Below are 11,995 nucleotides of genomic sequence, written 5' to 3'. Positions count from 1 at the left end.
TTATTACGAAAGTATGGTACGGATACTACACACACCACCAAAACATGGCTGGTGCGCGCGAATTAGACGATCTCTTTGTTGACAGCGGCCACGCTACACATAATATCCGCTTCATCTTCGCGCCGAGCACCTTACAGACAATCTGTAAAATCTCAGCCAACGCGATAAAATAGGCGGTACCTTGACGTTTTCAGACCTTGGACTTAGCGACGCAGTTGTTTCTGCGGTAACCGATGCTGGTTACACAACACCCACTCCTATCCAGGAGCAGGCAATTCCCCATGTTCTCATGGGAAGAGACATTCTCGGCTGCGCACAAACCGGGACCGGTAAGACCGCGTCCTTTACCCTGCCGATGATTGACATCCTGGCGGCCGGACGAGCCAAAGCGCGGATGCCGCGCTCCCTGATCCTGTGCCCCACGCGCGAGCTTGCGGCTCAGGTCGCGGATAATTTCGTCAAGTACGGCAAATACAACCAACTCAACATGGCTCTTCTGATCGGCGGCGTTGCCTTTGCCGAACAAGAAAAGAAGCTTGATCGCGGCGTCGACGTTCTGATCGCGACCCCGGGCCGCCTGCTCGACCATTTCGAGCGCGGCCGGATCCTGATGACCGACGTCAAAGTGCTGGTGATCGACGAAGCTGACCGAATGCTCGATATGGGCTTTATCCCCGATGTCGAACGGATCGTTGGACTTCTGCCGCGTATCCGGCAAACGCTTTTCTTCTCCGCGACGCTTTCCAAGGTAATCCGCAAGCTGGCGGATGCGTTCCTGATCAATCCGCGCGAGATTACTGTTACAGCCGGCACTTCTGCTGCCGAGACGGTCAGCCAGTGGCGCGTAAATGTGAGTGCGAAAGACAAGCGCGACACGCTCCGCAATCTGATCGATAGCGAAAAACCAACCAACGCAATCATCTTCTGCAACCGCAAGCGCGACGTCGGCGTCGTTCACCGGTTCCTGAAAAAATCTGGTTACAACGCCGTTGAACTGCATGGCGACATGTCCCAGCCGGATCGCATGAAGACGCTACAGCGCTTCAAGGACGGCGATGCGGACCTGCTTTGTGCCAGCGACGTGGCCGCACGCGGACTGGACATTGCTGGCCTGAGCCACGTGTTCAATTTCGACGTGCCAACTCATGCAGAAGACTATGTGCATCGGATCGGGCGAACCGGACGTGCGGGCAAAGAAGGTCGCGCCTTCACGCTGACATCTCCCGAAGACGGCAAATACCTCCAGGCCATCGTTAAATTGATCGGCAAGGAAATCCCGCTTTTCAAGAACGAAGGGCAGCAGGCAGCCAAAGCGCCTGACGCCGACAAAGCGCCTGTCGCCGAGAAGGCCGTTGCCGGGAAGACTGTTGCCGAAAGCCCGGTCACCGGGACGACAGAAACTGTCGAAGCGGCAAGCCCTGACAGCGCCGAGAGCAGTGAAGAGAAACGCGGTGGCCGCAATAATAGCAACGGCCGGAAAAAGCCCCGTTCGCGCGGCGGACGGGACCGGGAGCGCGCCTACCCGGGCGAGCGGACACCAGGTCCGGGCAACGTCACTGAATTCCCGGCGCAGGAAGCTCGCGGTCGCAAGACACGCCGTGACCGGGATGACGACTCCGGCAACAACGAGAAGGTTGTTGGCCTTGGTGATCATGTTCCGGCATTCCTGCTGCGTAAGTAAGAAAGCCAACCACTCCGGCGGCGCCGCTTGATTTCGGCGCCCTTTTCGGAAACCATCGGGAGCTCATCGCTTCCAGATACCGGGTTCCCCGATGCAGACCATTTTTGTTCAGGTTAAATGCGAGCTCAGCGAAGCCTATAATGTCGCTGACGCCGCAATCATGGATTTCGAAGAAGTCTCGGAGGTGCATTCCACCTCCGGGCAATACGACCTCATGATGAAATGCTATCTGCCTGACGATACGGACATCGGCCGGTTCGTGACCGAAAAAATCCACAGCATAAAAGGCGTGAAGGACACCTTCACGATCATCACCTTCAAAGCTTTCGGGTAAAGATGATCAGGCGTTTTCAGACGCCTCATCAGACGATTCGGGTTCGTCAGATTCGGGCGTACCGAATATCGCGCCATCCGTTGCCGCAGTCTCGAACGACACCCCGTCGAGCCGTGCACCGCTGAAATTTGCGTTCGTACAAATTGCCTTGTCTAGATTGGCACCAGTCAGGGTAGACGGGAAACGGACCACGCGACGGTCGCCGCGGGTGCTCAGGATGTTCACAAAGCTCAGGTCCGCGTCGGCCATATTGACAGAGGCCAGGTCTGCATTCATCAGGATGACGCCCCGCATATCAGCGCCCCAGAAACTGGCTCCCGCGAGATTTGCTCCGGTGAAATCGGCCATCGTCAGAAACGATTTCCCGAGATTGCATTTCCCCAGGTTAGCCCCTGTGAATTTGGCAACACTCAGATCGGCATACTGAAAATCAATCCCTGACAAGTCTGCGCCTGAGAAATCAGCCTGCTCGCCCTCCTTGCCATCGGTCGCCAGCCATTTCATATGACGCTGGACCTTGACCTTGAGATCCTCCTTGAGGTCCCGGATGCCGAGGAACACCCGGCAGTTATCGAGACGCGCGCCCTTCATGTCGCAGACGGATACGTCTACGTTGCGCAGCACCGCTCCTTCGAGATCCGCTCCACGCAGGCTTGCTCCCTTCAGGTTTGTTCCTGCCATCACCGCGTTTTTCAGCCGCGCCAGTTCCAGGTTCGCCCCTTCAAGATCAGCGCCGGATAAATTGACAGCAACGAGCTCAGCTTCCGAAAGATTACTGTTGCGGAGGGATGCTCCTTCAAGATTGCTTTCGGTCATGTTGGCGCGTGAGAAGTTTGATTTATCGAGCACGGCATCCGACATGTCCACGCTCTGGGTCCGCTGCATTCCCGCATTGCGAATTTCACCCGGCCGCATGTCGGCTTCGCGGAAATCAGCGCCGCCCAGACGCGCACCGGTAAACTTGGTGCCGCGTAGGTCTGCCCGGAAAAAATTGCATCCCGCGAGGTTTGCCCGGCGCATGACGGCGCCGAACATATCCGCTCCGGAAAAATCACCCCGCACAAAAGCCGCACCGGTCAAGTCAGCGCCGGAGAGAAGCGCATTGTGTAACTTTGCGTTGGGCGCTTGCAAACCCTTCAGGCTTGCGTTTCTTAAATCCGCACGCTTGCATCCAGGCACGCCGTCGAGGAATCCTCGATGGAGCACTATAACTTCTTTAAGTGTCGCTTCATCCATCGAGAAAAATTCCCGCCCCCGGCCCGCAACAACTACATCAAAGGTTATTGAGCGGTTCTTTTCTTACCTTTTCAAGCACTAAAAGTTACAATAGCACTCTAATTTACATTGAATTGTATTGATTTCATGAGGATTTTAGCAGAGAAATGGTTAACGCATTGCTAACCGCCGCTTGAGTGGGATCGATGATCGGAAGGCAAAGCTCCTCTTCAAGCGAGCTCCGGTAGCGCGCCATGCCGGCGCAACCCAGTACGATCGCCTGAGCTCCGTCCATATCCCGCAATTTTTTTCCTGTCTCCAGAAGCCTCCCATAGGTGACGCTTTCATTTGAAAGCTCCACCACGCCCAACCCCAAGGCACGCTCCCCGGCGAGCCGGGATTCGAAGCCAAGCGTTCGAATATAGCGAAGATGCCTTGGGATAGATTTGTCGAGAATTGCAACAACGCCAAAGCGCTCCACCGTACTCAAGGCGCACAGCATTCCTGACTCGGCGATGCCATAAACCGGCTTGTCCGTCGCTTCCCGGCAGGCATGAATGCCGGGGTCGGAGTAACAGGCGATTACGAAAGCCGACGCACTGTTCGCTCGCCGGGCCACGATCTCTCTTGTCTGGACGGCGGCAAGATCGACGTCCGCCTGGCTCTCGATGCCCGGCGGACCGTCCGCGTTGGTCAGGCATTCGATCTCCGGCCCGCCCGGCAAGCGCAACGGGTCGAGCGCCGTACTCATCGCTTCTGTTACGGCTTCGGTGCTGTTCGGATTGATGACGACGATTGGTTTCGTCACATGCTTTCCCCTTATCCCAGTCCCTTGGTTACCAGTTCGGTGACATCCGGCGACAGGCCGGGTTGCCTCACGATTCTCTCAAGACATTCCCGCATCATCCGCTGACGCGTTTGGTCGTACTTCTTCCAGCGCGTCAAGGGAGCCACGAGCCGAGCGGCAATTTGCGGATTAAGACCGTCAAGCTTGATGATCTGATCGGCGAGGAAACTGTAGCCGGCGCCGTCCGGGGCATGGAAGCGCACCGGATTTCCTGATGCGAAAGCGCCGATGAGCGCTCTGACCCGGTTTGGCGTCCCAAGATCGAACTTTGGATGTTCCAGCAGTGCCTCAACCTCGGACAGAGTGTCAGGCAAGCTGCTGGTCGCCCGCAGGGTGAACCATTTGTCGAGCACCAGCGGTGTGTTTTCCCAACGGTCATGGAAATCGGCGAGAGCCGCCGTCCGTTCCGGACAATCCGTCCCATTCAGCGCCAGCAGGGCCGCCATGGAGTCCGTCATGGTCACAGCATTCGATGCCTGACGGGCACCTAGTGCCAGCGCATCCCCCTCTCCGCCAGCAACCAGATAGCCCAGCGCGAGCGCCTTAAGCGCACGCGAGCCCATTGCTTCAGTCGACATGTCATCCGGCGCATAGGCCTCGGCCAGACGCTCATAGAGCGCCTTGAAGACTTCGGCGTGCATCAGGCCGATTTCCTTCCGCGCAGCGCGGCGCACCCGGTGAATGGCGTCGGGGTCGGCCGGACGCATGGATTCAGCGAGCACGGACTCACCGGGCAGTGTCAGAAGTTCGGCGGCAAAGGCCGGCTCTATCGACGGGTCCCGCAGTATACCCGCAACAGCGTCATGGAACGCGGCCTCAAGAACGGTTTCCCGCCCGTCCACAGCCGCATCGAGCAGCATCCGGGTGAGATAACTTTGTCCGGCGTCCCAACGGGCAAAGGGATCACTGTCATGCTGGAAGAGAAAGCGTTCCCCGTCCCCGCCGAGGTTGCTCCGTAATTTCACCGGAGCGGAGAATCCACGCAACAGAGACGGGACTGGAGCTGTTTCGAAATTCTCGAATACGAACTCCTGTTCTTGTTCGGTGACAGGAAGAACCCGGCTTACCAGCACTTCTTCGACATTCTCCCCGCGTAGCTGCAACGGCATCTCCTTGCCCGCGCTATCGAGCAGCGCCATCGAGAGCGGGATCAGCATTGGTTTCTTGACTGGCTGCCCCGGCGTCGGCGGCACTGTTTGTCCGACCTTCAGAGTCGCGGTTTTCGCGGCCGCGTCGTGGCTCAGTGAGACCTCAAGCTCCGGCGTTCCCGACTGGCTGTACCAGAGCCTGAACTGTCCAAGATCAACACTGCTTGCATCTTCCATCGCGACGACGAAATCCTCGCAACGGACCGCCTGGCCGTCATGCCGTTTGAAATAGAGATCCATCCCTTGCCGGAACGCCTTGGCGCCCAGCAGATTGTAGATCATGCGAATGACCTCGGCGCCCTTCTCGTAGATCGTCACGGTGTAGAAATTATTGATCTCGGTATAGCTTTCCGGACGGATCGGATGGGCGGTCGGCCCGGAGTCCTCGGGGAACTGCGCCGCACGCAGCAGACGGGCGTCAGCAACACGCTTCACCCCTCGCGAATGCGTGTCGGAAGTGAATTCCTGGTCCCGGAATACCGTCAGGCCTTCCTTCAGGCTGAGCTGAAACCAATCCCTGCATGTCACGCGGTTACCGGTCCAGTTGTGGAAGTATTCGTGGGCCACGATACCCTCCAGCCGCTCGTAATCGGCATCCGTCGCAGTTTCCGGATCGGCCAGCACGAACTTGCTGTTGAAGATATTGAGCCCCTTGTTCTCCATCGCCCCCATGTTGAAGTGGCTAACGGCAACGATCATGAAGAGGTCGAGGTCGTATTCCAGACCGAACACCTCCTCGTCCCAGCGCATGGAGCGTTTCAGGCTGTCCATGGTGTGGGCACAAAGATGCTCGTTACCGTGCTCGACATAGACACGGAGCGCCACGTCCCGGCCAGAGGCCGTTTGGTAACTGTCGGAGACGCAGGCGAGATCACCGGCAACGGCTGCAAACAGGTAGGACGGCTTCGGGAACGGATCGTTCCAGACCGCGAAATGGCGCCCCTCGCCTGCTTCGCCAGTCTCGATCAGGTTTCCGTTGGACAGCAACACCGGAAACCGCGCTGCATCCGCTTCGAGCCGCGTTGTATAGATCGCCATCACGTCGGGCCGGTCCGGGAAGTAGGTAATGCGCCGGAAGCCTTCCGCCTCGCATTGGGTACAATACATGCCTTCAGACATGTAGAGGCCCTCCAGGGCCGTATTTTTCTCCGGCACAATCGCTGTCACCACCTCAAGCGAGAATGCATCAGGCACTCCGCTCAACGTCAGGCGGTCGCCTGAAATCCCATAACGGTCTTCTCCAACCGCCGCCCCGTTGAGGCTCAGGGAAACCAGCCGGAGATCCTGCCCGTCCAGCTCCAGAATGTCGGACGCCGGGCGCGCATCCGGATTGCGCCTCCCTTTAAGCGCAGCAGTGACAATTGTCTCTCCGTCACGGAGATCGAAATCGAGGTCGACCGTGTCGATGAAAAAAGTCGGCGGTGTATAGTCCGCCAGATTTTTCACTTTCGCTCGGGGGGCGTTTCCAACGCGTTCCATTTCAGCTCCGCAATTCGGTGTGTTCGGGTAAGTCGGGTCAGTTGGCCATCCAGCCGCCATCGACCATCAGGTTTTCGCCTGTAATGTAGGTGGCCTCATCGCTGGCAAGAAACAGAACCGCATTGGCGACATCGCGGGGTAGGCCAAGGCGTGGCCAAGGCGTGCGTGCATGGGAGTAGGCCAGGATCGCCGGATCGGTAGCCGGGCCACTCTTTCCGGTCAGGATCTTGCCCGGTGCCACGGCATTGCAGACAATCCCGTCCGCCGCATAGTCGCCCGCGATCTGCCTGGTCATGTAAACCACGGCGGCCTTGCCGGTCCCGTAAGCGAAATCGTTGGGCGAGCGAACCATGCCGTGCTGTGAGGAAATATTGACGATCCGGCCGCGCACCCCGTCCCGCTCGGGCTGGGTCAACATTTGCTGGATGGCCCGCTTGCAGCCGAAGAAGACGCCACGAGCGTTCACGCCCATGACCCGCTCCCAGTCATCTTCCGTCGTCTCAAGGATCGGCTTGCTGACCCCAATGGCCGCATTGTTCACAATGATGTCGAGCGCGCCGTACTTCTCGACCGCAAGTGAGACGGCCGCATCGACAGAGGACCAGTCCGCAACGTCCATCTTTGTGAACACGGCCTCTCCGCCCATTGCCTCGATCTCATCCAGCGTCTTCGCTCCGCCCTCTCGCGGCTCATCCGTTTGATCGGCGATCACGACCCGTGCGCCCTCTTCGGCAAACCGGAGCGCGATGGCTTTGCCGATGCCCGAGGCGGCACCGGTAATGAGCGCGGTTCTGTCTTTGAGGCGCATGATATCTCCGAGCTGTGGGCGTGCGCGGCAGGCGGGAGGAAGGATTGCGGCGCGCCTGTGTGACGACTAGGTTCGATAAACATAAATGGGGAGGGTGATTTGGCAATAAGCACGGCACTGACGGAGCGGCTCGGCATAGAGCATCCGGTACTCTGCGCCCCGATGGCCCGGGTTTCAGGCGGAAAGCTGGCGGCCGCAGTGTCCCAGGCAGGCGGCCTCGGCCTGATTGGCGGTGGTTATTGCGACCAGGAATGGATCGACACCGAACTCTCTGCTGCGGGCAATGCCAGAATCGGCATCGGCTTTATTACCTGGCGCCTAGAGCAGTTTCCCGATGTCCTCGACCGCGCGCTCGAGCGCGAACCCGCCGCCGTGATGCTTTCCTTCGGAGACGAAGGTCCTTTTGCCGGCAAAATCAAGACCGCTGGAGCGACGCTCATCGCCCAGGTGCAGAGCCTGGAACAGGCGAAGCGGGCTGCAGGTGCAGGCGCCGATATCGTCATTGCTCAAGGAGGCGAAGCAGGCGGCCATGGCGCCAACCGGGGCACCTTTTCCCTCGTCGCGGAAGTGGTCGATGCCCTGCCCAGAATCCCTGTCGTTGCCGCTGGTGGTATCGCCGATGGGCGCGGGCTGGCGGCCGCTCTGATGCTCGGCGCGAGTGGCGTCCTGCTCGGCACCCGCTTTGTCGCGACAGAAGAATCGCTGGCGCCCCTGGCTGCAAAGCAGGCAGTCGCCGCCGAAAGTGGCGATGTCACCGTGAAAGGCAGCACTTTTGACAAGGCCCGCGGCTTCAGTTGGCCCGCACCCTACGCGCTCCGCACGTTCCGGAACAGTTTCGCCGAGCGCTGGGAAGGCAAAGATCTGACGGAAACCGCCATTGTGGAATTTGAGGAGGCCGCGGCGATAGCCAATATGGACATTGCGCCGGTCGTCGCCGGCGAGGCCTCCGGCATTATCCGGGATATCCCGTCCGCCGCCGATCTGGTGCCCAGGATCGTGGCCGAGGCCGAACAAAAATTAAGGGGCGCCACAGCATTCTGCAGCACCCCTTAATTGATCGGTATTTGGAACCTGACGGTCAGGCCGCTTTGGTATCCCGCATGTTGGTGTAAGCCACCGCGCAATGCGTGGAACAATACGGCCGTCCGGGCGACACACCGTCACCGCAGAACTTGAAGTCCGGAGACTTCGGGTCGCCGATGGGCCAGGAGCATTTGTTCCGGTCCCATTCCTGCGCCGCAAGCGGCGATACTTTCCGCTTCTTCGGCTCGACCGGCTTGTTGGAACGGACAATCGGCGACTGCCGCTTCGGCAAACCCATGCGGTGGACCTTGCCCACCACGGCATTCCGCGAAACCCCGAGCTCATTTCCGATCTGCGTGATCGACAATCCGTCCGCCCAAAGCTGGGTAAGCTGGCTCAGACGATCCTCGGTCCATGCGCTGACTGCGCTATCAGCCATTGTGCCCTCCAAGTGTAACTTCCACTGTCGGCTGCCTCCCGGTTAACCGGGCGTGCACTGCATCTGAAAGACGCAATATGTTGTGCCGACGCAGGAGGAGCCTACTCCTTCTAGTGGATGCTGTACAAGGTGATTCGGAACGATCGAAACGATTCGCGCCGATTCAAGGACTTACGGAGGAACGTTCTCACTACACTCAAACAGATACCTGAACCGCGTCCGGTGCCTGCCCCATTTGCACCCGCGCACGGATGCGGTATGCAGATCATGGAGATATGCTTTTTACGTGACAGTTCGGCGGTCGACCCATGAAAACAGTCCCGAAGCGCGTTCTTGTAACCGGAGGTGCCGGCTTTGTCGGCTCCCACCTCTGCGAACGCCTGCTGGAGCGCGGCGACGACGTTCTCTGTGTCGATAATTTCTACACAGGCATGCGGCACAATGTGGCCCATCTGCTCGATCACGCGAATTTCGAACTGATGCGGCACGACATCACCTTCCCGCTCTATGTCGAGGTAGACGAGATCTACAATCTCGCCTGTCCGGCCTCACCTATCCACTATCAGCGCGACCCGGTACAGACCACCAAGACCAGCGTGATCGGCGCCATCAACGTGCTGGGATTGGCTAAACGGGTGAAGGCCAAGGTGCTGCAGGCCTCAACATCAGAAGTCTACGGCGACCCCACAGTGCATCCCCAGACCGAAGAATACTGGGGCAACGTGAACACCATCGGCATCCGGGCCTGCTATGACGAGGGCAAGCGCTGCGCCGAGACCCTGTTCTTCGACTATCTGCGCCAGCACAAGCTCCGCATCAAGGTCGCCCGGATCTTCAATACCTACGGCCCACGCATGCACCCGAATGACGGCCGGGTGGTATCCAACTTCGTGCTTTCAGCCCTGCGCGGCGAAGATTTGACGCTCTATGGCGACGGCAGCCAGACCCGGTCATTCTGCTATGTCGACGATCTGGTAGAGGGCCTGATCCGGCTTATGGACAGCGAGGATTCGTTGACCGGCCCAATCAATCTCGGCAATCCGTCAGAAATGACGGTGAAGGAATTGGCCGAAACGGTGACGGAGCTGGTCGGTGGCAAGAACGGGATTTCCTACCACCCGCTGCCCCAGGATGACCCGTTGCAGCGCCAGCCCGATATTACGAAGGCCAGAACACTGCTCGGCTGGGAGCCGAAAGTAGATCTCCGCTCAGGCCTTGAAAAGACGATCGCCTATTTCCGCGATTTCACCTGAGTCTTGTCGGTCTGGGGCTTTTCCGCGCGGCCGGACTGAAGGAGATCCATCAGCTTTTCCTCGAAAGGGAAAGGTAATGGAGGCTCAACGAGAGAGCCGGTCGCGGGAACCGCACGCTGATCCGACCAACGACGCAGTTCAGTAATCTCCTCGGCTCTTGTCACCGACAGAGGCCTTGTCGCCAGCACCGCCATTTCGAGGTGCTTTTGTTCCAGACGCGGCTCCCTGTCCAGTTCAACGGCTTCGGAAAACGCAGCGATCAGCGCTTCTCGAACAACAGCTTCGATTTCAGCACCGCTGAACCCGCCTTCGCCGGAAGACTCGTCCCGGCCCGTCAGTGCTGTCAGTTTTTCGAGGTCATAGCTGTCCGGATCGTGCCCCATCCTCTTCATGTGAATCTTGAAGATTTCCGTCCGTTCTTCCGCGTTGGGAAGATCAATAAAGAACACCTCGTCAAACCGCCCCTTGCGCAGGATCTCCGGCGGCAACAGGACTGTCTCGTTAGCAGTCGCGATAACGAAAACCGGAGCGGTCTTCTCCTGCAACCAGGTCAGGAAGGTGGCCAGGACCCGCAGGGACACACCGCTGTCCCCCACATGCCCCCGATTGCGCGGCAATCCCTTCTCGATTTCATCGATCCAGAGCACGCAGGGCGCTACAGCCTCGCAGATCGAAATCGCATGCCGGATATGCTGTTCCGAAGCACCGACAAGGGATGCATAGACCCGTCCCATGTCGAGCTTGATAAGTGGAATGCCCCAGGAGGTTGAGGTGCATTTCGCCGCGAGGGACTTGCCGCATCCGGGAACCCCGGTCAGCAAAACCCCTTTCGGTGCCGAAATGCCGAAGTCATGCCCTTTCTCACTTGAGGCAAGAGCACGTTTTCGCAGCCATTCCTTCAGGTTATCGAGACCGCCGACATCGTTCATCGACCAGTTCGTGGTATCGATATATTCGAGGATACCGCTCTTTTTCACGACATCCTGCTTGAGCCGGTAGATCCCCTGGATATCTTCTTTCGACAGTTTTCTGTCATCGACAAGGGCATCGGAAAGCGCGTTGCGAATTTCGTACATCGTCAGGCCGCTGGCGGCATTCACAACCGCTTCTTTCAGAAAGTCGATATCCTCTTCGACCTTGATAGCCGACGACGCTTCCAGGCGTTCCAGAATGTCGTCCACCCAGACCTTGATTTCCTCTTTGGTGGGTAACGGAAATTCGAGGTGCAGGATTTCCTTTTCGAGCTCCTGAGTCAGCTCTCCGTCGGCAGACACGAGCATAATGACGCCGTTTTTCGCAGAAAGCCGGCTTTGCAGCGCGAAGTCGCGGAGCCGTCGTCGGTGCGCCGGGTTATTCTGACGCTCAATCAGGTAGGGTGAAGCATCGAGCAGAACGAGAAACGTCTTGCGGCGTTCGGACCCTTTTTTCTCCCGATCATGATCAAGCTTCCTTTCAAGCACCTCAATCGCCGTCATCACATCCGCGTTTTGACCGGATTTAGGCAGAAATGGAGGCGTTTTCTCGGACCGCTTCAAAATTGTCCCGATCCGTTCCATGTGAATGCCACGGGTACAGGACCAGAAAATGACGTCGCATTTCTCGTTGATCGCGACCCGCTCGATACTGTCGATCACACGGTTTTCTTCGAATGAGCGGATCGCGATTATCGGATGAAGAGACGAAATGGCATGCGTCAGTGTTTGTTCGAAGTCTTTTTGTGTACTGATCTTCACTGCAGCCTTCTCCTCACTTGACGACATGCTCCCCC

General features: G+C 58.3%; 10 protein-coding genes. 4 read left to right on the top strand and 6 right to left on the bottom strand.

From position 1 onward, the window contains the following. Positions 1-289: 289 nt before the first annotated feature. Together K328_RS0103730 and K328_RS0103725 are read left to right on the top strand one after the other, a co-directional pair. Positions 290-1,681 carry a DEAD/DEAH box helicase gene (locus K328_RS0103730; RefSeq protein WP_425411508.1) on the top strand — a complete coding sequence of 464 codons (1,392 nt, stop codon included), beginning with the start codon at positions 290-292 and terminating at the stop codon, positions 1,679-1,681. 91 nt (positions 1,682-1,772) lie between these two features. After that, on the top strand, positions 1,773-2,015 hold the full coding sequence (locus K328_RS0103725; protein WP_028464819.1) for an Lrp/AsnC ligand binding domain-containing protein: 243 nt from the start codon (positions 1,773-1,775) through the stop codon (positions 2,013-2,015). Between the two features lie 6 nt (positions 2,016-2,021). Here the strand turns inward: K328_RS0103725 and K328_RS25585 are convergent, their stop codons facing one another. From K328_RS25585 to K328_RS0103705, 4 genes are all read right to left on the bottom strand, one after another. Beyond that, positions 2,022-3,251 (bottom strand): pentapeptide repeat-containing protein, encoded by a 1,230-nt coding sequence (locus K328_RS25585; RefSeq protein WP_084608079.1) that lies wholly within the window; start codon positions 3,249-3,251, stop codon positions 2,022-2,024. 124 nt (positions 3,252-3,375) lie between these two features. Continuing rightward, positions 3,376-4,038, bottom strand: a complete 663-nt coding sequence (locus K328_RS0103715; protein WP_028464818.1) for an aspartate/glutamate racemase family protein — start codon at positions 4,036-4,038, stop codon at positions 3,376-3,378. Positions 4,039-4,049: 11 nt separating this feature from the next. Then, on the bottom strand, positions 4,050-6,704 hold the full coding sequence (pepN, locus tag K328_RS0103710) for an aminopeptidase N (protein WP_051284431.1): 2,655 nt from the start codon (positions 6,702-6,704) through the stop codon (positions 4,050-4,052). 37 nt (positions 6,705-6,741) lie between these two features. Next, positions 6,742-7,512, bottom strand: coding sequence for an SDR family NAD(P)-dependent oxidoreductase (locus tag K328_RS0103705; protein WP_028464816.1), 771 nt, complete (start codon positions 7,510-7,512; stop codon positions 6,742-6,744). Between the two features lie 99 nt (positions 7,513-7,611). Here K328_RS0103705 and K328_RS0103700 point away from each other — a divergent pair, with 99 nt between their 5' ends. Beyond that, positions 7,612-8,565, top strand: coding sequence for an NAD(P)H-dependent flavin oxidoreductase (locus K328_RS0103700; RefSeq protein ID WP_028464815.1), 954 nt, complete (start codon positions 7,612-7,614; stop codon positions 8,563-8,565). A 25-nt stretch (positions 8,566-8,590) separates the two neighbouring features. Here the strand turns inward: K328_RS0103700 and K328_RS0103695 are convergent, their stop codons facing one another. Beyond that, complete coding sequence (locus tag K328_RS0103695) at positions 8,591-8,974, bottom strand: GcrA family cell cycle regulator (protein WP_028464814.1); 384 nt, start codon at positions 8,972-8,974, stop codon at positions 8,591-8,593. Between the two features lie 308 nt (positions 8,975-9,282). On the opposite strand from K328_RS0103695, the gene K328_RS0103690 reads away from it, so the two are divergent. Beyond that, on the top strand, positions 9,283-10,227 hold the full coding sequence (locus K328_RS0103690) for a UDP-glucuronic acid decarboxylase family protein (protein WP_028464813.1): 945 nt from the start codon (positions 9,283-9,285) through the stop codon (positions 10,225-10,227). On the opposite strand, the gene K328_RS22460 is transcribed toward K328_RS0103690, so the two are convergent. Then, entirely contained in the window at positions 10,206-11,960 is a 1,755-nt protein-coding gene (locus K328_RS22460; RefSeq protein WP_051284429.1) for an AAA family ATPase, read from the bottom strand. The two genes, K328_RS0103690 and K328_RS22460, sit on opposite strands and share 22 nt — an antisense overlap. Between the last annotated feature and the right edge of the window lie 35 nt (positions 11,961-11,995).

This window comes from Nisaea denitrificans DSM 18348, assembly GCF_000426505.1.
Lineage (GTDB): Bacteria > Pseudomonadota > Alphaproteobacteria > Thalassobaculales > Thalassobaculaceae > Nisaea > Nisaea denitrificans.
The sequence above is the reverse complement of the archived record's forward strand: the minus strand, read 5'-3'. Positions and strand labels throughout refer to the sequence as shown.

Coding starts and splice junctions, on each gene's coding strand:
- K328_RS0103690 (WP_028464813.1), top strand. CDS start 9,283: ATGAAAACAGTCCCGAAGCGCGTTCTTGTAACCGGAGGTGCCGGCTTT.
- K328_RS0103695 (WP_028464814.1), bottom strand. CDS start 8,974: ATGGCTGATAGCGCAGTCAGCGCATGGACCGAGGATCGTCTGAGCCAG.
- K328_RS0103730 (WP_425411508.1), top strand. CDS start 290: ATGGGAAGAGACATTCTCGGCTGCGCACAAACCGGGACCGGTAAGACC.
- K328_RS25585 (WP_084608079.1), bottom strand. CDS start 3,251: ATGGATGAAGCGACACTTAAAGAAGTTATAGTGCTCCATCGAGGATTC.
- K328_RS0103705 (WP_028464816.1), bottom strand. CDS start 7,512: ATGCGCCTCAAAGACAGAACCGCGCTCATTACCGGTGCCGCCTCGGGC.
- K328_RS0103725 (WP_028464819.1), top strand. CDS start 1,773: ATGCAGACCATTTTTGTTCAGGTTAAATGCGAGCTCAGCGAAGCCTAT.
- pepN (WP_051284431.1), bottom strand. CDS start 6,704: ATGGAACGCGTTGGAAACGCCCCCCGAGCGAAAGTGAAAAATCTGGCG.